General features: G+C 70.4%; 17 protein-coding genes. 13 read left to right on the top strand and 4 right to left on the bottom strand.

Annotated elements, in window-relative coordinates; all coding sequences use genetic code 11:
• The first annotated feature begins 1 nt into the window (after position 1).
• The 5 genes from CDN99_RS22490 to glk all read left to right on the top strand — a co-directional run bounded on the left by CDN99_RS22490 (position 2) and on the right by glk (position 6,093).
• Positions 2-1,318: an ABC transporter substrate-binding protein gene (locus CDN99_RS22490; protein ID WP_202820311.1), complete on the top strand. Its 1,317-nt coding sequence runs from the start codon at positions 2-4 to the stop codon at positions 1,316-1,318.
• Positions 1,319-1,330: 12 nt separating this feature from the next.
• The gene (locus CDN99_RS22495) at positions 1,331-2,377 is read left to right on the top strand and encodes a carbohydrate ABC transporter permease (protein WP_088387151.1); all 1,047 of its coding nucleotides are present in this window, start codon (positions 1,331-1,333) and stop codon (positions 2,375-2,377) included.
• Positions 2,364-3,263: a carbohydrate ABC transporter permease gene (locus CDN99_RS22500; protein ID WP_088387197.1), complete on the top strand. Its 900-nt coding sequence runs from the start codon at positions 2,364-2,366 to the stop codon at positions 3,261-3,263. The genes CDN99_RS22495 and CDN99_RS22500 overlap by 14 nt, the downstream gene beginning before the upstream one ends.
• 160 nt (positions 3,264-3,423) lie before the next feature.
• Complete coding sequence (locus tag CDN99_RS22505) at positions 3,424-4,896, top strand: GH1 family beta-glucosidase (protein WP_238139662.1); 1,473 nt, start codon at positions 3,424-3,426, stop codon at positions 4,894-4,896.
• Positions 4,897-5,079: 183 nt separating this feature from the next.
• Entirely contained in the window at positions 5,080-6,093 is a 1,014-nt protein-coding gene (gene glk / locus CDN99_RS22510) for a glucokinase (RefSeq protein ID WP_088387152.1), read from the top strand.
• A gap of 54 nt (positions 6,094-6,147) precedes the next feature.
• Here glk and CDN99_RS22515 read toward each other — a convergent pair whose 3' ends face one another.
• Positions 6,148-8,169, bottom strand: coding sequence for a M13 family metallopeptidase (locus CDN99_RS22515; RefSeq protein ID WP_088387153.1), 2,022 nt, complete (start codon positions 8,167-8,169; stop codon positions 6,148-6,150).
• 115 nt (positions 8,170-8,284) lie between these two features.
• Positions 8,285-9,334: a DMT family transporter gene (locus CDN99_RS22520; RefSeq protein ID WP_088387154.1), complete on the bottom strand. Its 1,050-nt coding sequence runs from the start codon at positions 9,332-9,334 to the stop codon at positions 8,285-8,287.
• Positions 9,335-9,474: 140 nt separating this feature from the next.
• Between CDN99_RS22520 and CDN99_RS22525 the strand changes: the two genes are divergently transcribed.
• From CDN99_RS22525 to CDN99_RS22535, 3 genes are all read left to right on the top strand, one after another.
• The gene (locus CDN99_RS22525) at positions 9,475-10,353 is read left to right on the top strand and encodes a LysR family transcriptional regulator (protein ID WP_088387155.1); all 879 of its coding nucleotides are present in this window, start codon (positions 9,475-9,477) and stop codon (positions 10,351-10,353) included.
• A gap of 115 nt (positions 10,354-10,468) precedes the next feature.
• Positions 10,469-11,260, top strand: coding sequence for an enoyl-CoA hydratase-related protein (locus tag CDN99_RS22530; protein ID WP_088387156.1), 792 nt, complete (start codon positions 10,469-10,471; stop codon positions 11,258-11,260).
• Positions 11,261-11,411: 151 nt separating this feature from the next.
• The gene (locus tag CDN99_RS22535) at positions 11,412-12,938 is read left to right on the top strand and encodes a 3-hydroxyacyl-CoA dehydrogenase (RefSeq protein WP_088387157.1); all 1,527 of its coding nucleotides are present in this window, start codon (positions 11,412-11,414) and stop codon (positions 12,936-12,938) included.
• Positions 12,939-12,992: 54 nt separating this feature from the next.
• Here CDN99_RS22535 and CDN99_RS22540 read toward each other — a convergent pair whose 3' ends face one another.
• The gene (locus CDN99_RS22540; RefSeq protein WP_088387158.1) at positions 12,993-13,835 is read right to left on the bottom strand and encodes an IclR family transcriptional regulator domain-containing protein; all 843 of its coding nucleotides are present in this window, start codon (positions 13,833-13,835) and stop codon (positions 12,993-12,995) included.
• Positions 13,836-14,460: 625 nt separating this feature from the next.
• Entirely contained in the window at positions 14,461-15,660 is a 1,200-nt protein-coding gene (gene pcaF, locus CDN99_RS22545) for a 3-oxoadipyl-CoA thiolase (RefSeq protein ID WP_088387159.1), read from the bottom strand.
• Between the two features lie 200 nt (positions 15,661-15,860).
• On the opposite strand from pcaF, the gene CDN99_RS22550 reads away from it, so the two are divergent.
• The 5 genes from CDN99_RS22550 to CDN99_RS22570 all read left to right on the top strand — a co-directional run bounded on the left by CDN99_RS22550 (position 15,861) and on the right by CDN99_RS22570 (position 21,624).
• A complete protein-coding gene (locus CDN99_RS22550; protein ID WP_088387160.1) occupies positions 15,861-17,165 on the top strand; it encodes a cyclic di-GMP phosphodiesterase in 1,305 nt (434 codons plus the stop codon).
• Positions 17,162-19,342, top strand: coding sequence for a putative bifunctional diguanylate cyclase/phosphodiesterase (locus CDN99_RS22555; protein WP_238139663.1), 2,181 nt, complete (start codon positions 17,162-17,164; stop codon positions 19,340-19,342). Before CDN99_RS22550 ends, CDN99_RS22555 begins: the two co-directional genes overlap by 4 nt.
• Before the next feature lie 164 nt (positions 19,343-19,506).
• Positions 19,507-19,830: a DUF1840 domain-containing protein gene (locus CDN99_RS22560; protein ID WP_088387161.1), complete on the top strand. Its 324-nt coding sequence runs from the start codon at positions 19,507-19,509 to the stop codon at positions 19,828-19,830.
• Complete coding sequence (locus tag CDN99_RS22565) at positions 19,830-20,507, top strand: histidine phosphatase family protein (protein ID WP_238139664.1); 678 nt, start codon at positions 19,830-19,832, stop codon at positions 20,505-20,507. Before CDN99_RS22560 ends, CDN99_RS22565 begins: the two co-directional genes overlap by 1 nt.
• Before the next feature lie 43 nt (positions 20,508-20,550).
• On the top strand, positions 20,551-21,624 hold the full coding sequence (locus tag CDN99_RS22570; RefSeq protein ID WP_088387162.1) for a sterol desaturase family protein: 1,074 nt from the start codon (positions 20,551-20,553) through the stop codon (positions 21,622-21,624).
• Positions 21,625-21,630: the final 6 nt, after the last annotated feature.

Here is a 21,630-nt window from a genome sequence, read left to right on the forward strand (position 1 = left end):
CGTGAGCCGAGGCCCCGCGATCGACCGGCGATCGGCGGCCCGCGCGCTGCTGGCGGCCGGGATCGCGGCCGCCGTGCCGGGCGTGATCGCCCAGCCGGCGGGATCGATCCCAGGACCGGGAGAACGGCCGGCGACGCGCACGCCGCTGCGCGTCGCCACCTTTCCCGACCTGGACCGCGCCGCCATCGCCGCGGCGCCGCGCTGGCGCGCGCTTCATCCGGATGTCGAGCTGAAGATCCTGGCCATGCAGTACGCCGACCATCACCTGTCGATGACGACCGCCCTGGCGACCGGTTCCGGCCTGCCGGACGTGATGGCGATCGACCTGCGGCACATCGGCAAGTTCGTCGGTTCCGGCGGCTTCGTCGATCTGAACCCGCCGCCGTATGACGTCGCGTCGCGTGCGGGCGAGTACGTCCGCTACGCGATGGCGCAGGGGCGGGACGCACGCGGCGCGCAGGTGGCGATCCCCGCCGACATCGGGCCCGGCACGCTGATCTACCGCAAGGACGTTCTCGACAAGGCCGGCGTGAGCGAGACCGAGATCACCCGCGACTGGGACGCCTATCTGGCCGCCGGCCAACGCATCCGGAAGACGACCGGGGCGTACCTGATGACCGATGCCGCCGACCTGCGCGACATCGCGTTGCGGCAGGGGCTGCAGGATGGCGAGGGCCTGTACTTCGACGCGGACGGGCGCGTGCTGGTCGACTCGGCGCGCTTCCGCCATGCGTTCGAGCTCGGCCGCGCCGCGCGCCGGGCGGGGCTGGACGCGCGCGCGGTGGCGTGGACCAACGACTGGGCGGCGGGCTTCAAGCAGGGCCGCATCGCGACGCAGATGATGGGCGCCTGGCTGGTCGGCCAGCTGCGCAATTGGATCGCGCCGGCGACGGCCGGCCTGTGGCGCTCGGCGCCGCTGCCCGGCGGCGTGCTGGCCGCCTACGGCGGCTCGTTCTACGCGATCCCGAAGAAGGCCGCCAACAAGGCCGCGGCCTGGGACTTCATCCGCCTGATGACGGCGGATCCGCACGTGCAGCTCGAATCGCTCAAGGTGCTGGACAGCTTCCCCGCGCTGCTGTCGGTGCATGGCGATCCGGTGATGGACGAGCCGATCGCCTTCCTCGGCGGTCAGCGCGCGCGCCAACTGTGGCGCGACACCGCGCGGCGCATCCCCGCCATCCCGGTCAATCGCTTCGACGCCATCGCGACGCAGATCATCCGCGACGAGTTCGAGAAGGTCGTCGCGCGCGGCAAGGACATCGGGGAGGCGCTCAAGGATGCGCGCCGCCTCATCGAGCGCCGCGCGCGCCGCCGCTGAGGGAGCCGCCCGATGAGCCGCTTCCCTCGTCCCGGTCTCGCCAGCCCCGGCCCTGCTCGGCCCGAAGCCGCGAATGCCGGACCTGCTCGCTCCGGCCTGCCGCGTCCACCGTGGTGGCGGTCGCGCGCGTGGGCGCCTTATCTCTTCATCGCGCCGTTCTTCGCGCTGTTCGTGGTCTTCGGCCTGTTCCCGTTGCTGTTCTCGATCTGGCTGTCGCTGCAGCAGTGGAATCCGGCGGAGGGGCTGCACACGATGCACTGGGTCGGGCTGGAGAACTACGTCTACGCGCTCACCGATCCATGGTTTCACGACGCGCTCTACAACACCGCCTGGTTCGCGCTCGTGGCCGGCGTGCCGCAGCACCTGGTCGCGCTGCCGCTGGCGTTCTTCATCCATCGGCGCGCCGGGCGCGGGCGCGACCTGATCGTCGGCGCCTATTTCGTGCCGTACATCACCTCCAGCGTCGCCATCGCGCTGATCTTCAACACGCTGTACTCGAAGGACTACGGCCTGATCAACGCGGCGCTGGCGGAGCTGACCCGCATCCCGTTCCTGGGCAGCCCGCTCGCGACGCTGCCGTCGCTGAAGGACGGCGGCATCGACTGGCTCGGCGACGCCGACTACACGCGGCCCGCCGTCGCGTTCGTCGTGTTCTGGCGCTACCTCGGCTGGAACGTCGTGCTTTACCTGTCCGGCCTGCAGATCATCGACAAGGACCTCTACGAGGCCGCCACGCTGGACGGCGCCAGCGAGTGGCAGCAGTTCCGTCACGTCACGCTGCCGCTGCTCAAGCCCATCATGTTCTTCGCGGTGACGCTGACGATCATCGGCAACCTGCAGCTGTTCGAGGAGCCCTTCATCCTCGTCGACGGCGAGCAGGGTGTGGCGACGTCGGTGATGACCAGCGCGATCTTCATGTACCGGACGGCGTTCTCCGACGGCGACTTCGGCACCGCGTCGGCGATGTCCTGGCTGATGTTCCTGTTGATCGCCGCGCTGACCTGGCTCAATGCCCGGCTCTTCGGCCGCGACGCGCGAGGCGGCCATGGCGCGCCCTGAACGGGTCCGGCCGTGGAGCGTCGACCGCCGCCGCGCGGTCGGTGGCGGGTGCGCCCGCCCGCGGTCCGCGCGGGGGCGGCCGTGGCTGGCCTGGGCGCTGGTCATCGCCGGCGCGGTCGTGCTGGTGTCGCCGCTGTACTTCACCTTCGTCTTCGCGACGCATGGCCGCGCCGAGATCTTCAACTCGCCGCCGCCGCTGGGGTTCGGTGACGCGGCCGTCTCCAACCTGCGCCTGCTCGAAGAGCGGCTGCCGTTCTGGCGCAACCTGGGCATGAGCCTGTACGTCGCGTCGATGACGACGGCGTTGAACCTGCTGCTGTGCTCGCTGGCCGGCTACGGCTTCGCGATCTACGAGTTCCGCTTCAAGCGCCCGCTGTTCGCCGTCGTGCTCGGCTCGATGATGCTCCCGAGCTTCCTGCACATGATCCCGAGCTTCATGGTGATGGACGCACTCGGCTGGATCGACGAGCCGCGCGCGCTCTACGTGCCGGCGGCGGCGAGCGCGCTGGGCATCTTCCTGATGCGCCAGTACATCGGCGCGGCGATCCCGCGCGACCTGCTCGACGCCGCGCGCATCGACGGCTGCGGCGAGCTGCGCATCTTCTGGAGCATCGTGCTGCCGCTGCTCAAGCCCGCGCTGGGCACGCTGGGCCTGATCACCTTCATCGCCAGCTGGAACAACTTCGTCGGGCCGCTCGTGGTGATGCGATCGGTGGAGCACTACACGCTGCCGCTGGCGCTGCGCTCGATGCAGGCGCCCAACAACACCGAATGGGGCGCGCTCATGATGGGCAGCGCGATCGCGATGCTGCCCTTGCTGGTGGCCTATTGCTTCAGCGCCCGGCGCCTCGTCGCCGGGCTCACCTCGGGCGCCGTGCGCGGTTGAGCCGCCCCAGGACCGACACGGACACGCCATGCCCGCCGCCACCCCGATCCCCCCCAACGACCGACACGCGTCGAGCGCTCCCGGCGCCGCCGCGACCCGGCCGTCAGCGCCGTCGACGCCGTCGACGCGCGCCCCGACTCCCCTGCCTTCCACGTCCCCCATGCCTTCCTTCGACCGGACCACCATGCACGCGACCGCCGCCCACCCCGCCACCAGTGCCGCCACCACGCCCGCCACCAGCTCCGCCGCCTCCCCCGGCGTCGATCCGTCGACCCCGTCCTCCGCGGACACGGACACCTTCCGTGCCCTGATCCGGTCGCTGCCGGCCGGCTTCCAGTGGGGCTCCGCGACCAGCGCGGCGCAGATCGAGGGCGCCGCCCGCGAGGACGGCAAGGGCGAGTCGATCTGGGACCGCTTCTGCGCCCGGCCGGGCGCGATCAAGGACGGCTCCGACATCGACGTCGCCTGTGACCACTACCGGCGCTATCCGCAGGACGTGAAGCTGATGCAGTGGTTGGGCCTGGACGCCTACCGCTTCTCCTTCGCCTGGCCGCGTGTGCAGCCGCTGGGCCGAGGCGCCTGGAACGAGGCCGGCTTCGCCTTCTACGACCGGCTCATCGACACGCTACTGGAGGCCGGCATCCAGCCCAACGCGACGCTGTACCACTGGGACCTGCCGCAGGCGCTGGACGAGTCCATCGGCGGGCTGCTGTCGCGCGAGGTGGTGCCGCTGTTCGCCGACTACGCGGCGGAGATCGCGCGACGTTTCGGCGATCGCCTCGCCACCATCGCGACCTTGAACGAGCCCTGGTGCTCGGCCACGCTCGGCTACGAGACCGCGCAGTTCGCGCCCGGCCACCGCAACCGCGCCGAGGCGACGCAGGTGTCGCACCACCTGCTCATGATGCACGGCGCCGCGATCCAGGCGATGCGCGCGGTGGGCGGCCAGGCCAGGCTGGGCATCGTGCTCAACCACACGCCGTCCTTCCCGGCCGATCCGCTGAGCGAGGCCGACCGCCGCGCCGCCCGCATCGACGACGGCACCAATGTGCGCTGGTACATGGACCCGGTGTTCCGCGGCCAGTACCCGGCCGACATCGTCGAGTACCTGGGCGCCGACGCGCCGCTGATCGAGGTCGGCGACCTGGCGCTGATCCAGCAGCCGCTGGACTTCCTGGGCGTCAACTTCTACACCCGCAGCGTGCTCGACGGGCGCCAGGCCATGGTCAAGCCGCCCGGCGAGCTGGGCTTCACCGACATGGGCTGGGAGATCTATCCGCAGGCGCTGACGCAGCACCTGCTGCGCATCAGCCGCGAGTACACGCCGCCGCCCATCGTCATCACCGAGAACGGCATGGCCAACGCCGACCGCGTCGTCGACGGCCGCGTGGCCGATCCGGCGCGCATCGCCTACCTGCGCGGCCACCTCGAAGCGGTGGCGCAGGCGGTGGCGCTGGGCGCCGACGTGCGCGGGTACTTCTACTGGAGCCTGCTGGACAATTTCGAGTGGAACTCCGGCTACGAGAAGCGCTTCGGGCTCTTCCACGTCGACTACGCAACCCAGCAGCGCCTGGCCAAGGACAGCGCGCACTGGTACCGGGACATGATCGCGGCGTTCAAGGCGCCGCGCTGAGCGACGGATGCCGAGGCCGGGCAATGGGCACCGGGCCGCGGCCAGGGTCGAGGAGGGGGCGGACTGTGGCAGCATCCAGGGCTTTCGCGCGGCCGGCGAGGGCGGGTCCGTCCCGCGGGGGGCTCCGGCCGGGGCCACGACCGCGCGCTCGACGCGGAGCAAGCATGAAGGAGCAAGCAAGGCATGAGGCAGGGCTCGGAGACCGGCGCGCACGACGCGGCGCCGACGCGATTGCTGGCGGACGTGGGCGGCACGCATGTGCGCTTCGCCAGCCAGGGTGGTGCGGCGGGGCCGCTCGAGCATGTGGCGCGTTATGCCTGCCGCGACTTCGACAGCCTGGCCGACGCGATCTTCTATCACCTGCATCGCGAGGGCCTGCCGACGCCGCGCAGCTGCGCGATCGGCATCGCCACGGCGATCACCGGCGACCACGTCCGGATGACCAACCACCACTGGAGTTTTTCGACCCGCGCGCTGCAGTCCGCGCTGGGCGCCGAGCGCCTGCTGGTGATCAACGACTTCACCGCGCTGGCGCTCGCGCTGCCGGCGCTCGGGCCGCGATCGACGCGCAAGATCGGCGGCGGCGAGGCCGTCGCCGGCGGCCCGATGGGGCTGGTCGGCCCGGGCACCGGCCTGGGCGTGTCGGGCCTGCTGCCGTCGGAGGACGACGGCGTGTTGGTGGCCGTGGCCGGCGAGGGCGGTCACGCCACGCTGGCGTCGTACGACCCCGAGGAGCGCGCGGTGCTGGACCTGCTGCATCGCCGCTTCGGCCATGTCTCGGCGGAGCGCGCCGTGTCCGGCCCGGGGCTGGAGAACCTCTACACCGCGCTGGCCGAATTGCGCGGCCTCAAGATGGCGCCCGGCGAATGCCGCGACGCGCCCGCGATCACCGCCGCCGCGCTGGCCGGCGAGCCCTTCAGCAGCGAGGTCCTGCGCATGTTCTGCGCCCTGCTGGGCGACGTCGCCGGCAACGTCGCGCTGACGCTGGGCGCGCGCGGCGGCCTGTACATCGGCGGCGGCATCGTGCCGCGGCTGGGCGAGTGGTTCGACGCCAGCCCGTTCCGTGCCCGCTTCGAGTCCGCCGGCCGGCTCACGGCCTACCTGCGCGCGATCCCCACCTTCGTCGTGCACGAGGCGGACCAGGCCGCGCTGCTCGGCGCCAGCCGCGCGCTGGACCGCGGCGCGTCGCCGCACTGAGACGAAAAAAGGCCGGGACAAGCCCGGCCTTCGTCGTCAGCGCGGACGCGCGGATCACCAGATCCGGATGCGGTCCTCGCTGGCCTTGAACATCTTGTCGCCCGGCTTGGTCTTGAAGGCCTCGTGGAAGCCGTCGTGGTTGACCGCGGCGCCGTTGGCGCGGAACTCGGCCGGCGAGTGCGGATCGGTCGTCAGCAACTGCAGGCGGCGTTCCTCGCGCGACTTCTCGCGCCAGGCCTGGGACCAGCCCATGAAGAAGCGCTGCTCGCCGGTGAAGCCGTTGATCACCGGGGCCGGCTTGCCGTTCAGCGAGCGCAGGTAGGCCTTGTACGCGATCTGCAGGCCGGACAGGTCGGCGATGTTCTCGCCCAGCGTCAGCTTGCCGTTGACGTGCTTGCCGGGGATCGGCTCGTAGCCTTCGTACTGGGCGACCAGCTTCGCGCCGATGGCCTCGAAGGCCTTGCGGTCGTCGTCGGTCCACCAGTTGCGCAGCGCACCGTCGCCGTCGAACTGGCTGCCCTGGTCGTCGAAGCCGTGGCTGATCTCATGCCCGATCACCGCGCCGATCGCGCCGTAGTTGACCGCGTCGTCCGCCTTCGTGTTGTAGAAGGGCGGCTGCAGGATCGCGGCCGGGAAGACGATCTCGTTGAGCGTCGGGTTGTAGTAGGCGTTGACGGTCTGCGGCGTCATCAGCCACTCGCGACGGTCCACCGGCTTGCTGGCCTTGGCGGCCTGGCGCTGCCACTCGAAGGACGCGGCGCGCAGGCCGTTGCCCACCGCGTCGCCGGCGCGGACTTCCAGCGCGCCGTAGTCGCGCCAGACGTCGGGGTAGCCGATCTTGACCATGTACTTGGACAGCTTCTCCTGCGCCTGCGCCTTGGTGGCCGGCGTCATCCAGCTCAGCTTGTCGATGGAGTCCTTGTACGAGCCCAGCAGGTTGTTGACCAGCTGCAGCATGCGGGCCTTGTCGGCGGCCGGGAAGTAGCGCTTCACGTAGACCTCGCCGACGGCTTCGCCGAGCGCGCCGTTGACGTTGCCCACCGCCTGCTGCCAGCGCGGCTTCTGGCTCTTGGCGCCGGTCAGCGCGGTGCCGTGGTACGCGAAGTGCGCCTCGCGCAGCGCCTTGGGCAGCACGTCGGCGTTGCCGTCCAGCGCGCGCATCGTCAGGTAGAGCTTGATGTCCTCCAGCGGCGCCTCGGACAGGATCTTGGCCACGCCGGTCAGGTAGCTCGGCTGCGAGCCCGACAGCTTGTCCAGCTTGGGCAGCGAGGCCGCCGCGAAGAAGCCGTTCCAGTCGAAGCCGGGCGCCTTCTGCGCCAGCTCGGCCGGCGTCATCGGGTTGTAGAGCTTGACCGGGTCGCGGTTGGCGACCTTGTCCCACTGCACCTCGGCCAGTTGGTTCTCCAGCGCCAGCACGCGCTTGGCGGCGTCGGCGGGGTCCTTGACGCCGGCCTCGCGGGCCAGTGTCTCAAGGTAGGTCTGATAGGCGGCGCGGGCCTTGGACAGGCGCTCGTCGTCCTTCTTGAGGTAGTAGTCGCGGTCCGGCAGACCCAGGCCGCCCTGCCAGGTGATCAGGCGGTTGACCGTGGGTTCCTTGAAGTCGGCCTCGATGCCCAGCGGCACGGGCGTGTCGATCACGCCCATCTGGCGGCCCATCCAGGCGGCCAGTTGCTCGCGGGTCTGGATCGCGGCGATGCTGTCCAGCAGCGGCTTGACCGGCGCCAGGCCGGCCTTGTCGATCGTGGCGGTGTCGGTATAGGTGGCGTAGTAGTCGCCGATCTTCTGCTCGACCGAGCCGGTCTTGCCCTTCTTCTTCGCCAGCTCCTCGATGATGGTGCGGGCGCGTTGGTCGGACGTGTCGCGCAGTTGGATGAACACGCCGAAGGACGACTTGTCGGCGGGGATCTCGGTCGTCTCCAGCCAGTGGCCGTTGGCGGCGCGGAACAGGTCGTCCTGCGGGCGCACCTTCTTGTCGAAGGCCTGGGTGTCCAGGCCGGACTGCGGCGGCGCGGCCATCGCGAGGCCGCCCAGCTGCATCAGCAGGGCCAGGGTGGTGAGACGAAGTGCTTTGTTCATCGCAAGCAGTGATGGGAGCGCGGGTCGTGCCCGACGAAGCCGACAGGCTATGTCAAAAGGCATGGCGTGCCAAAAGCCATGAGCCCCGGGGCTTTCCTGCTTGTGGGAATGCCCCTCAGGTGGCTGGACAGCGCCCGATCGGCACGCCGGGCGCCCGCATCTTCACGCCATCCTGACCGTCGAGCCAGGTAGGGGTGGACGTCGTCGCGGCGGCCGGCAGGGCCGGCGAAAGCGATGAAGGCGACGAGCGGGACGAGGCCGCCGGGGCCGCGGCAGGCGACGAGGCCGACGCGCGCGTGCTCAAGGTCAGCGCCGCGATCACCAGCGCCGCGCCCATCCATTCCTGCGCCGCCGGATGCTGACCGAGCGCGACGCTCATCAGCAGCGCCGATACCGGCACGCCGTTCAGGAACAGCGTGCCGCGCGAGGCGCCGAGTTGCCGCACGCCGTAATTGAAGGCCAGCACCGCCGCGACCGTCGGCACCGCCGCGACGTACAGCAGGTGCGGCGCCACCGGGGGCAGGTCCTGCCACGCCGGCGCCGCGGACCAGCCCGCCGCCGTGGCGGCGAGCGCGAACAGCACCTGCCAGGGCAGGGCGGCGAGCGCGGTCAGGCCGGAGTACTCCAGCGGGCTGAAGCCCGGCAGCCGCGCCGCGCCGCGCGTGTAAAGCACCCAGCCGAGCGTGCCGAGCAGCGTCAGCGCGTCGCCCAGCAGCACATGCGGCGGACCGTCGGCGCGGCCGATCACGCCGGACACCATCACCACGCCGCCGAGCGCCAGCACCGCCGCGCCGGCCAGGCCCAGACCGGGGCGGTGACCGTCGAGCAGCCAGCGCAGCAGCAGCGTGGTCAGCGGCATCGTCGCCATCAGGACCGCGCCGTGCGAGGGCAGGGACAGCTTCAGCCCCTCCAGCACCAGCACGCCGAAGAAGCCGTAACCCAGCACGCCGAGCCCGGTCAGCCGGCCCCAGTGCGCGCGCAGCTTGGCCCACGGCCGATCGCCGAAACGCCAGAGCAGGACCGCCATGACGGTGCTGGCGAGCAGGTAGCGCAGCGCGGTGAACCAGACGGGATCGAGCCGGCCCAGCACCGGCTTGCCGACGAGGAAGAGGCTGCCCCACGAGACGGCGGCGAACAGCATGGCGAGAACAGCGGACAGGCGCATGGCGGCCCTCCCTTTCGAACGTGACATTGATCGGGGGCCAGTCTGGGCGGCGCCTCGCGCGCGGTCCATGCGTTTGTTCCGAACGGGTCTTTGGCGAATCCGAACGCCGGCCGCGGCGCCGCTGGCCACAATGGGGGCCCATGGAGCTTTACCAGCTGAAGAGTTTTCTGGCCGTCGTGGCCGAGGGCAACCTGACCCGCGCCGCGGAGAAGGTCTTCACCAGCGTGCCCGCCGTCAGCGCGCAGATCAAGGCGCTGGAGGAGGAGCTCGGCGTGCAGCTGTTCGAGCGCAGTTCGCGCGGCATGGCGCCGACCGTCGCCGGTGAGCGCCTGGCCGACGAGGCCCGCCGCACGCTCGACGCCGCGCAGCGCCTGCGGCAGGCCGCCGCGCAGATCCGCGGCGAGGTGCGCGGCGTGCTGCGCATGGGCACGGTGACCGATCCGATCTCGCTGCGCCTGGGCGAGGTGATGGTCAAGCTGGCCGAGCATCACCCCGGCATCGCGCTGCAGCTGATGCAGCGCCTGTCGCTGCACAGCGTGCAGGCGCTGCGGCGCGGCGAGGTGGACTGCGCCTACGTGCTCAACGAGGGCGATCCGATCGACGGGCTGGAGGTGCGTCGCCTGCGCCGGATGGAGCTGGTCGTCGCGGTGCCTCGGCGTTTCGCGGACCGCGAGTGGCCGCCGACGCACGAGGCGCTGCTGGCCCTGCCGTGGATCGCCACGCCGCCCGATTGCGGGCTGCGCCCGGCGGCGGAGCGGCTGTTCCGCAGCGCCGGGCGCGACCCGTCGCAAGGACTGATGGCCGAGACCGAGGCCGCCGTGCGCGGCATGGTGGCCAGCGGACTCGGCGCCGCCGTGCTGCGTCGCGATCAGGCGCAGGCCGCTGAGGCGGCCGGCGAGCTGCGCGTCTGGCCGCATTGGCAGGACGAGACCTGGCTGTGCTGGCTGCAGCGCGAAGGCCCGGAGGAGCCGGCGCTGAGCGCGCTGCGGGAGCTGGTGCTCGAGGTCTGGGGGCACTGACGTCCGCGGTGTCCACGCGCTCGCGCGCGTGTCGGCGCCCGGAGCGCGGACCTCGCCCGGCGATCGGGCACCGTCGTCGGCTGCGATACTCCTCCGATAACAACGGAGTTACATCGTGGAGACCTTGCAGATCGCGACCGATGCGCGCGGCGTCGCGCGCGTGACGATGAACCGGCCCGAGGTGTTCAACGCCTTCAATGAGGCCATGATCGCGGACCTGGACGCGGCCTTCGAGCAACTCGGCCAGGATCCCGCCGCGCGCGTGATCGTGCTGGACGGCGCCGGCAAGGCCTTCAGCGCCGGGGCGGACATCCAGTGGATGAGACGCGCCTCCGAGGCCACGCAGGAATGGAACGTCGAGGACGCGCGCCGCTTCGCCGCGATGCTGGACCGCATCGCCCGCTGCCCGAAACCGACGATCGCCCGCGTGCACGGCGTGGCGCTGGGCGGTGGCGTGGGCCTGACACTGGCCTGCGACATCGCGGTGGCCGCGTCCGGCGCGCAGTTCGCGGTGAGCGAGGCGCGCTTCGGCATCCTGCCGGCCGTGATCGGCCCCTACGTGGTGAACGCCGTGGGCCCGCGCGAGGCGCGCCGGCTGGCGCTGACCGCCAGCCGCATCACCGCCGCCGAGGCGCTGCGCATCGGCCTGCTGCACGAGGTGGCGGAGGCGGACGGTCTGGAGGCCGCCGTCGAGCGCTGGATCGCCGAGCTGTTGATGAACGGCCCGCGCGCGCAGGCCGAGATCAAGACGCTGCTGGCGCAACTGGAGGTCGGTCCCGTCACGGGGCAGGTCCGCGAGCTCACGGCGCAGACCATCGCCCGCGTGCGCATGGGCGCCGAGGCCAAGGAAGGCTTCGCGGCCTTCCTGGCCAAGCGGCCCGCGGCGTGGGTGCCCAAGGCGGAATGACCGGCCCGCGCGCGCGAGCACGAGGCCGGGAGAACCCCGGCAAGCCGCAGACCGCGCGGGCAACCCGCATGAGCGACACGCGCGAGCAGCCGCGCGATCGCATGCACGAGCAGATTCACGAGCAGGACGCACAAGCAGGACGGAGAAGGCAATGACGGAATCGACAGCAGCCTGGCGCATCACGAGCGCCGCCCCCGCGCAAGCGCCGGTGGCGGTCATCGGTGCCGGCGTGATGGGCGCGGGCATCGCGCAGGTGGCGGCGCAGGCCGGGCATCCGGTGACGCTGATGGATCTGCGCGAGGGCGCCGCCGCGGCGGCGATCGCGCAGATCGGCAAGGGGCTGGACGGCCTCGTCGCCAAGGGTCGCATGGAGGCACAGACGCGCGAGGCCGTGATGGGCCGGATCTCCGCGGCCGGCGCCGTCGCCGACCTGGGCGGCGCGGCGCTGGTGATCGAGGTGATCGTGGAGAAGCTCGATCCCAAGCAGGCGCTGCTGCGCGAACTCGACGCGCTGCTGCCGCCCGATGCGCTGATCGCGTCCAACACCTCGTCGATCAGCATCACCGCGCTGGCCAACGGCATGACGACGCCGAGCCGACTGGTCGGCATGCATTTCTTCAATCCGGTGCCGGTGATGAAGCTGGTGGAAGTCGTCTGGGGCGCGGAGACCGACGCGTCGGCCGCGCAGGCGATCGAGCAGCTGTCGCGCCGCTGGGGCAAGACGCCGGTGCACGCGAAGTCGACGCCCGGTTTCATCGTCAACCGGATCGCGCGGCCGTATTACGCGGAGACGCTGCAGTTGCTGCAGGAGCAGGCCGGCCGTCCCTCCGACCTGGACCGCGCGCTGCGCGGCGCCGGCTTCCGGATGGGGCCCTGCGAGCTGATGGACCTGATCGGCCACGACACCAACTACCTGGTCACGCAGTCGGTCTTCGAGGCCAACTACGGTGACAAGCGCTATCAGCCGTCGCTGGTGCAGAAGGCATTGGTCGACGGCGGGCGACTCGGCCGCAAGGTCGGCAAGGGCTTCTATGACGGCCTGCCTGCGGCCGTCGAGCCCGTCCCCGCGGCCGACGACGACATCGGCGCGGTGCTGCTGGCGGGGCGGGGACCGCTGGTGGAGGGGCTGGCCGGCTGGATGGGCGTGCGCGGTCTCGCGTTCGAGCGGGACGAGTCCGCGGACTGGGCCGGCGTGGCGATCGAGGGCCTGCAACTGCACTTCACGCGCGGACGCACGGCTGCTCAAATCGCGCATGAGCGCGGGCAGCCGGAGCTGGCGCTGATCGATTGGCCGCTGGCGCCGGACCGCGTGGACGGCCTCGCGATCGCCTTCGCGCCGCGTGTCGACGACGCGCGCAAGGCCGCCGCCGCGACGCTGCTGCGCCGCCTCTGCTGGGAGCCGCTGCCGCTGCGCGACGTCCCCGGCCTGGCGGTCGCCCGTTCCGTCGCGATGCTGGTCAACGAGGGCGCCGACGCGGTCTGGCAAGGCGTCTGCGACGAGGCCGGCGCGGATACCGCGATGAAGCTCGGCGTCAACTATCCGGCCGGACCCTTCGATTGGCTGGCGCAACTGGGCGCGCCCGTCGTGATGGACTTGCTGGACGGACTCTTCGACGCGTATCGCAGCGAGCGGTATCGCGTCAGCCCGCTGTTGAGGCAGCGGGTCTGGGGGGCGTAGGGCCAAAAAAATGCGACCCGAGGGTCGCATTCTTCATTGGGGCCGGGTCTTGCCTTACAGCAGCATGCGCAGGTGCGCTTGCGCCTGCAGCAGCGGGGGCAGGCAGTGCTCGACCATCTGTTCCATGCTCATGCGGGTGGCGTGGACGCTGATGGCCATCGCGGCGACGGTGTCGCCCTTGTAGTTCTTGAGCGGCACGGCGACGGAGCGCAGGCCTTGCTCCAGCTCCTGGTCGATCAGCGCGTAACCCTGGGCGCGGGCCCGGGCGATCTCGATGCGCAGGCGCTCGGGATGCGTGATCGTGTGCGGGGTCAGGGCGCTCAGCTCCTGGCGGGCGATGAAGGCGTCGACCTCGGCCTGCGGTTGCGCGGCCAGCAGCACGCGGCCGTTGCCGGTGCAGTAGGCCGGCACGCGGGTGCCCGGCTGCAGCGTCGGCGACACCACGCGACCGGCGCTGGTGGCGGAGATGCAGATCACGTCGTTGCCGTCCAGCACGCCGGCGGAGGACGCTTCCTTCATCGCGTAGGCCAGCTTGTGCAGCTCGGGCTCGATGATGCGCGGCAGGCGGGCGGAGTGCATGTAGCTCTGGCCCAGGCGCAGCACCTTCGGGGTCAGCGCGAACATCTTGCGGTCCTGCGAGACGAAGCCCAGGTGGGTCAGCGTCAGCAGGTAGCGGCGGGCGGCGGCGCGCGTCAGGCCGGTACGGCCGGCGACTTCGCTGATGGTCAGGCGGGGGCGCTCTTGATCGAACGCCTCGATCACGGCCAGACCCTTTTCCAGGCCGGCGACCAGGTCGCGTTTCAGCGGACCGGTGCGGACTTCGGCGTCAGGCGCCGTGAGGTTGGAGGCGACCGACAAGGCGGTCAATTCATCGTCGTGAGCTCGTGCAGCGGACATGGCAGACAAAACGTGCGTTTGACGCCCAAAGCTGCTGGGCGTAAGCAGGTGATGTCCATGACTATAGGGACAACCCTGTGAAGAATCTTTGCCAGGGCAATCGTTTTGGCCGCCAATCGCACTTGAATGCACCAACTTGGTGAATTTGTCGCGCACAACGCCCCACAACCTGGATCAGGCGGTGTCAAGGGGCGTTCCGCGGGAAAAAAGTGCGTGAAACCGCAATCGGTTCGTCGCTAAGCAGGCCGTCAATAGTCAGACATCATGCTTGGCGACGCATACCCTACATATATGAGCGGTATGCGCCATCAAACCGGGTCAGTATCCCATGGGGTGTGCGATTGGCGCCTACGTGGTCGCACTTGCGCCCATGACTATTTTTCAATCGCCCCAAACTTTTGGATATGGGTGAGCGAATGTTTATCCGCACCTGATTGGTGCAATCTCGACGCCGCCTGGCGCCCACAGCGAAGAAATAGTCTGACTATTCGTGATGGGCAAGAATGAGCCATTGCGCGGCGGCCGGCGAGGTCGCAAGGCGGTTGGTCTTCTATATAGAGCGGTGGCGCGCGGGGCGGGGCTCACCGCCGCCTGGGCACGCCGTGCCGCGGGCGGCGTGAGCCGCTCACACCCGCTCGATCACCACTGCGATGCCCTGGCCAACGCCGATGCACATCGTGCACAGCGCGTAACGGCCGTTGATGCGATGGAGCTGGTTGATCGCCGTCGTCACCAGCCGGGCACCGCTGGCGCCGAGCGGATGTCCGAGCGCGATCGCGCCGCCGTTCGGATTGACCCGCGGGTCGTCGTCCTGCAGACCGAGGTCGCGCAGCACCGCGAGGCCCTGGGCCGCGAAGGCCTCGTTGAGCTCGATGACGTCCATCTGCTCCAGCCGCAGGCCGACCTGCGCCAACACCTTGCGCGTCGCCGGGGCGGGGCCGATGCCCATGATGCGGGGCGCCACGCCGGCCGTCGCCATGCCCAGCACGCGGGCGCGCGGCGTCAGGCCATGGCGGCTGATGGCGGTTTCGCTGGCCAGGAGCAGGGCGCAACTGCCGTCGTTGACCCCCGAGGCGTTGCCCGCGGTCACCGTGCCGTCCGGCCGCACCACGCCCTTGAGCCGGGCTAGCGCTTCCAGGCTGGTCTCGCGTGGGTGCTCGTCCAGGCGCACCACCACGGCCTCCCCCTTCTTCTGCGGGATGGTGACGGGGCAGATCTCGGCGTCGAAGAAGCCGGCGCGCTGCGCCGCCAGCGCCTTGGTCTGGCTGGCCAGCGCCATGCGGTCCTGCGCGTCGCGTTCGATGCGGAAGTCGGTGGCGACGTTCTCGGCCGTTTCCGGCATCGCGTCGACGCCGTACTGCGCCTTCATGCGCGGGTTGATGAAGCGCCAACCGATGGTGGTGTCATGGATCGCGTTGCTGCGCGAGAAGGCGCTGTCGGCCTTCGGCATCACGAACGGGGCGCGGCTCATGCTCTCGACACCGCCGGCGATCAACAGGTGGGCCTCGCCGGCGCGGATCGCGCGTGCGGCGCTGCCGATGGCGTCCATGCCGGAGCCGCACAGGCGGTTCAGCGTCACGCCGGGCACGTCGATCGGCAGACCGGCCAGCAACGCGGACATGCGCGCGACGTTGCGGTTGTCCTCGCCGGCCTGGTTGGCGCAGCCGTAGAAGACGTCGTCCAGCGCGGCCCAGTCCAGCGACGGGTGTCGGGCCATCAGGGCCTGGAGGGGCGCGGCGCCCAGGTCATCCGCCCGGACCGAAGCCAACGCCCCGCCATAACGACCGAACGGCGTGCGCTGAGCATCGCAGATGAAAGCGTGCATGCAAGTCTCCAGAATCTTTATCAAAATGCAGGACTCGGAGGATCATAGAGGTCACCTGGAAAAACCTGTGACAAGTTGCACGGTTGCCCAGGGATCATGAGCGTCGCCGTGCCAGTGACGCAGTTTTCGCTTAAGTTGCGCCCCTCTGCAGCCGATGCTGCTGACGAGGACGCCCAAACCCGAGGCGCGGAACTACAAGAATGAAGGACAGATCGGCCGATCCGCTAATCGATGTGAGCCAGCTCAAGGTGGGGATGTTCATTCATCTCGATCTGGGCTGGATGTCGCATCCATTCCCGTTGAGCAGCTTCAAGCTCAGCTCGGAAGAGCAATTGCTGATCTTGCGCCGGCTCGGCCTGAAGCAGGTGCGCTGGAGCCCCGGCAAGAGCGACCTGCCGCTGGACGCCACGCCGATGCCGCCGCCCGCGACCGCGCCGGCCGTCGTGGCGGCCGATGCGCCGCAGAGCGCCGAAGACGAGGCGCGAGAGCGCCACCGCCGCCTGCTCGCCGAGCAGCGCGACGCGCTGTTGCTGTGCGAGCGCCAGTACGCCGAGGCCGCCACCGCGCTGCGCGACCTGATGGACCTGGTGCCGCGCGAGCCGATCGACGCGCGCGACCGTTCCGCCGCGCTGTCCCGAGCGCTGCTGGACAAGATGCTGGTCGAGGGCGATATCAACATCCGCCTGCTCAACGAAGGCGCCGGCGACCGCGGCACCGCGCACGCGCTGAACGTCGCGGTGATCGCGATGCTGCTGGGCCGCGCGTTCGGCCTGGGCCGCGACGAGATGCTGGACCTGGGCCAGGGCGCGCTGCTGCACGACATCGGCAAGATGGAGCTGACGCCGCGCTTCCGTCATCGCGACGACAGCTTCACCGCCGCCGAGGTCGCCGCCTATCAGCAGCATGTCGCCAAGGGCGTGATGCTGGGCCAGAAGATGAACGTCAGCGCCGGGCCGCTGCTGATCATCGCGCAGCACCATGAGCATGCCGACGGCAGCGGTTTCCCGCAGCGTCTGAACGCCGACCGCATGAGCATCGGCGCCCGCATCGTGGCGCTGGTCAATCGATTCGACGGGCTGTGCAATCCGTTGCTGCCCTCCAAGGCGATGACGCCGCACGAGGCGCTGTCGCTGATGTTCGCGCAGGGCCGCAGCCGTTTCGACGCGACCATGCTGAACGCCTTCATCCGCATGATGGGCGTGTACCCGCCGGGCTCCGCGGTGCAATTGACCGATGACCGGTACGCGCTGGTCGTGGCGGTCAACTCCTCGCGGCCGCTCAAGCCCAAGGTGATGGTGCACGATCCCAAGGTCGCGCGCGACGAGGCGCTGGTGCTGAACCTGGAAGAGCTGCCCGACCTGGGCATCCGCCGCAGCGTCAAGCCGCAGCAGTTGCCGCGCGCCTCGCTGGACTACCTGAGCCCGCGCAGCCGCATCGCCTATTTCTTCGAGTCCGCCGGCCCGACGGGCCTGCCGTCCGAGTCGTCCGGGGAGATGGCTGCGTGAGCGTTGTCGTCCGGCCTGCCGCCGCGCCCCACGCGGCGTTCAACACCGCGTTCCTGCCGCTCATCGACGGGCTGCAGGAGGCGGTGTGGCTGGTCGACGCGAAGACCCATTGTGTGGTCGCGGTCAACACCGCGTCGCAGCAACTGTTCGGCCTGCCGGCCAAGGACCTGATCGGCAGCGGCATCGAATCGCTGGCCTCGACGCCGGAGGACGCGCTCTTCTGGATGGACGCCGCGATCGGACGCCGCGAGAGCCTGCACACCGACACCATGATGCGCCACGCCGACGGGCGCGTGCTGTGGATCTCCCGCCGCATCAGCCATGTCGCGCAACCGCAGGGCGACGGCCTGTGGATGATCGCGATGCGCGACCAGACCCAGCAGCGCCAGCACGACGAGGAGCGCGAGACGCTGCTCGCCGAACTGCGCGCCACGCTCGAGTCGACCGCCGACGGCATCCTCGTCACCGATCTGGCCGGCCGCATCCGCAGCTTCAACCAGCGCCTGGCCTCGCTGTGGGGCATCCCGGAAGACCTGCTCAACGACCGCAACGACGAGGCCGTGCAGGCCTGGATGCGGCGCAGCGTCGTCGACGGCCCCGCCTACGCGGTGCGTCTGGGCGCGATCCAGGAATCGCCGCTGCTGCACACCAGCGACAACTTGAAGCTGATCGACGGCCGCGTGCTGGAGCGTGTCTCGCTGCCGCAGTGGAGCCGTGGCCGACCGATCGGGCGGGTCTACTCGTTCCGCGACCTCAGCGAGAAGCTCGCCGCGCACCAGCGCATCGAGGAGCTGTCCCACAACGACATGCTCACCGGCCTGCCCAACCGACGGGCGCTGATGGAGCGCGTCGACTACGCCCAGGCGATGGCGCGCCGCGAGACCACGCCGTTCGCGCTGCTCAACGTCGACCTGGACCGCTTCAAGCAAATCAACGACACGCTCGGCCATGCTTATGGCGATCGCGTGCTCAAGGAAGTCGCGCTGCGGTTGAAGGAGTCGCTGCGCGAGGTCGACACCGTCGCGCGCCTGGACGGCGATGAATTCGCGCTGCTGATCCATCAGGCCGACGCCCGTGGCGCGGAACACGCGGCGCGCCGTGTCCAGGAGGCGATGTCGCGGCCGTTCTGCTTCGACACGCTGAGCTTCACCGTGACCTGCAGCACCGGTATCGCGCTGTTCCCCGGCGACGGCGCCAGCGCCGAGGAGCTGCTGGCCAGCGCCGAGCGCGCGATGCACTGGGTCAAGGAAAGCGGCCGCAGCGCGTTCCGCTTCCATCAGCCGCGCAAGGACGTGGACCTGCTGTCGCGCATGCGGCTGGACCACGCGATGCGCCAGGCGTTGCAGGAGCACGAGTTCCGGCTGCACTTCCAGCCGCAGCTCTCGGTCGAGACCGGCGAGCTGGTCGGCGCCGAGGCGCTGATCCGCTGGCGCGATCCGCTGCGCGGCGATGTGCCGCCGTCCGAATTCATCCCCGTGGCGGAGGAGAGCGGCTTCATCGTCGCCATCGGCCAATGGGTGTTGCAGCAGGCGGTGGCGCAGGCCGCGGCCTGGCTGAAGCAGGGCCTGCGGGTGCCGGTCGCGGTCAACGTGTCGGCGCTGCAGTTCCAGCAGACGCAGTTCGTCGAGTCGGTCGCGCAGGCGCTGCGCGCGTACGACCTGCCGCCGTCGCTGCTGGAGCTGGAGCTGACCGAATCCGTGCTGCTGCGCGATGCGGAGGAAGCGCTGCATCGGATGCAGGCGCTGTCGGAGCTCGGCGTGCTGATGTCGATCGACGATTTCGGGACCGGCTACTCCAGCCTCGGCTACCTGAAGCGCTTCCCGATCCAGCGCCTGAAGGTCGACCGCAGCTTCGTGAAGGGCTTGCCGGGCGATGCCAGCGACGCGGGCATCGTCAACGCGATCGTGCAGATGGGCCGCGCGCTGAACCTCAAGGTGATCGCCGAGGGCGTCGAGACCGAGGCGCAGCGCGACTTCCTGGCCCGCTGCGGCTGCCACGAGTACCAGGGCTTCCTCTGCGCGCCGGCGCTCGAGACGCGTGCCTTCGAGGAGCGCGCCGCCCAGATCACCGAGCGGGCCGACGCCGCCCGGGCGGCCCGCGAGCAGGCCGGTCGTGAACTGGCCGCCCAGGCGCCGCGAGGCGCGCGCGCGTCGGTGCACCTGCTGCGCGGCGCCTGATCGGCACGGTCGGCGGCGGCGACCTCCGCCGCGGCTCGACGCGCGTCACGCGCGCCAAGCACCCTCTCGCGAGGCCCGCGCGATGTCGAGTGACCTCTCCACTCCCCTGTTCCCGCTGGCGGCACAATGCACGTTGGGTCGCACTCGGCGGCCGGGAGACAAGCGTGCTTTACAAGTTCAAGTCGAAGGCCGGTGCCGATGTGATCATGTTGGCCGCCCACGGCGATCAAGCGCTGCAGGCGCTGGGCCGCGATCCCGCGCCGCAGGGCATCCTGCAGTCGGCCGACCTAGCGTCGTTGATCGCGCACGGCGAGGCCGCGATCGCGCAGGAGCAGCAGGCGTTCGATCGCGCCGCCGAGGAGGCACGCGCCGAGGACCGCAAGCCGCCGCCCAGGCCCGAGGTGACGCTGCGTCAGCGTCTGTGGCCGCTGCTGGAGCTGATGCGCGCCGCGCAGGTCGCCGGCACCGATGTCGTCTGGGGCGTCTAGTGGAGTCGACGCTGATCCTGGCCGTGCGACACGGCGAGACCGCGTGGAACCGCGAGGGACGTCTGCAGGGGCATCTTGACCTGCCGCTGAACGCGCTCGGCGAGCGCCAGGCGGAGCGCCTCGGCGCCGCGCTCGCCGATCATGCGATCGACGCGATCTACGCCAGCGACCTGGGCCGCGCCGCGGTCACCGCGCGTCATCTGGCCGCGCCGCACGGGCTGGAAGTCGGGCTGGACGAGCGGCTGCGCGAGCGCTCCTTCGGCGTCCACGAGGGCAAGCGATGGGTCGACATCGAGGCCGAGTTTCCCGAGGACGCGCTGCGCTGGCGCCAACGTGATCCGGCGTACGAGCCCCCCGGAGGCGAGAGCCTGAACCGGTTCTACGCGCGCTGCATCGACGCGGTCGCCGCGCTGGCCGCGGCGCACGCGGGCCAGACCATCGCGGTGGTGGCGCACGGCGGCGTGCTGGACTGCCTCTACCGCGCCGCGACCCGCGTCGACCTGCAGGCGCCCCGCAGCTGGATGCTGGGCAACGCCAGCATCAACCGGCTGCTGCATTCGCCGCAGGGCTTCAGCCTGGTCGGCTGGAACGACGATCAGCACTTGCAGGGCCTGACGCTGGACGACCCGGGCGTGCCCGGCTTCATGCCCGCCGCGCCGCAGCCCGCCCGCGCCTGAACGCAAGCACGGCGCCGCAGAGCGCCCGACGGAGGAGGCCCTCATGACCGACGCACAGATCATCGTGCTGGCCACGCCGATGTTCTTCGCCCTGATCGGGCTGGAGTACTGGATCGGCGTGCGCCGCGGCCGCAACACCTATCGCCTCAACGACGCGATCAGCAGCATCGCGCTGGGCATGCTCAGCCAGGTGGTGGGCGTGCTGACCAAGCTCTTCACGCTGGGCATCTACACCTGGGTCTTCGAGCATGCCGCGCTGACGCGGCTGGACGCCGGCGCCTGGTGGGTCTGGCTGCTGGGCCTGCTGTTCTACGACTTCCTCTACTACTGGCACCACCGGCTGGGCCACACCACGGCGCTGCTGTGGGCGGCCCACGCCGTCCATCACCAGAGCGAGGACTACAACCTCTCCACCGCGCTGCGCCAGCCCGGCAGCGGCTGGCTGGTCGGCTGGATCTTCTACATGCCGATGGCGATCCTGGGCTTTCCGCCGCTGGTCTATGCCGTGGTCGCGCTGGTGGACCTGCTCTACCAGTTCTGGGTGCACACGCAGCAGATCGGCAAGCTGGGGTGGTTCGACCGCTGGTTTTGCTCGCCCTCCAATCACCGCGTGCACCACGCCGTCAACGACCCCTATCTGGACCGCAACTATGGCGGCATCCTCGTGATCTGGGACCGGATGTTCGGCAGCTTCCAGGAGGAGCTGGACCACGAGCGCTGCGTCTACGGCACCCGCGACGCGCTTGCCAGTTGGAACCCCTGGCATGCCAACGTGCAGGTCTACGCCAAGCTGCTGCGCAAGACGCGGAGCACGCCGCGCTGGCGCGACAAGCTGCGGCTGTGGTGGGAGCCGGCGCACTGGGAGCCGGGCGTGGGCGCGCGCATCGCGCCCGGGTACGACCCGCATGCGCGGCCGCTGTTCGACCCGGTGGTCGACTCCTCGCACGCGCTGGGGGCGGCGGTGCTGTTCGTCCTGCTGCTGGGCGGGGTGGCGCTGTTCCTCTGGAACGCGCATCGGCTCGGCTCGGGCGAGCAGATCGCCGTGCTGATCGGCCTTCTGGCGGGGCAGGTCTTGACCGCGCGCCTATTGACGCCTTCGGGTGCGGGACACCCCTAACGGAGA

Source organism: Roseateles aquatilis, from assembly GCF_002205645.1.
Classification (GTDB): domain Bacteria; phylum Pseudomonadota; class Gammaproteobacteria; order Burkholderiales; family Burkholderiaceae_C; genus Roseateles; species Roseateles aquatilis.

Coding starts and splice junctions, on each gene's coding strand:
- CDN99_RS22495 (WP_088387151.1), top strand. CDS start 1,331: ATGAGCCGCTTCCCTCGTCCCGGTCTCGCCAGCCCCGGCCCTGCTCGG.
- CDN99_RS22500 (WP_088387197.1), top strand. CDS start 2,364: ATGGCGCGCCCTGAACGGGTCCGGCCGTGGAGCGTCGACCGCCGCCGC.
- CDN99_RS22505 (WP_238139662.1), top strand. CDS start 3,424: ATGCCTTCCTTCGACCGGACCACCATGCACGCGACCGCCGCCCACCCC.
- glk (WP_088387152.1), top strand. CDS start 5,080: ATGAGGCAGGGCTCGGAGACCGGCGCGCACGACGCGGCGCCGACGCGA.
- CDN99_RS22515 (WP_088387153.1), bottom strand. CDS start 8,169: ATGAACAAAGCACTTCGTCTCACCACCCTGGCCCTGCTGATGCAGCTG.
- CDN99_RS22520 (WP_088387154.1), bottom strand. CDS start 9,334: ATGCGCCTGTCCGCTGTTCTCGCCATGCTGTTCGCCGCCGTCTCGTGG.
- CDN99_RS22525 (WP_088387155.1), top strand. CDS start 9,475: ATGGAGCTTTACCAGCTGAAGAGTTTTCTGGCCGTCGTGGCCGAGGGC.
- CDN99_RS22535 (WP_088387157.1), top strand. CDS start 11,412: ATGACGGAATCGACAGCAGCCTGGCGCATCACGAGCGCCGCCCCCGCG.
- CDN99_RS22540 (WP_088387158.1), bottom strand. CDS start 13,835: ATGTCCGCTGCACGAGCTCACGACGATGAATTGACCGCCTTGTCGGTC.
- pcaF (WP_088387159.1), bottom strand. CDS start 15,660: ATGCACGCTTTCATCTGCGATGCTCAGCGCACGCCGTTCGGTCGTTAT.
- CDN99_RS22550 (WP_088387160.1), top strand. CDS start 15,861: ATGAAGGACAGATCGGCCGATCCGCTAATCGATGTGAGCCAGCTCAAG.
- CDN99_RS22570 (WP_088387162.1), top strand. CDS start 20,551: ATGACCGACGCACAGATCATCGTGCTGGCCACGCCGATGTTCTTCGCC.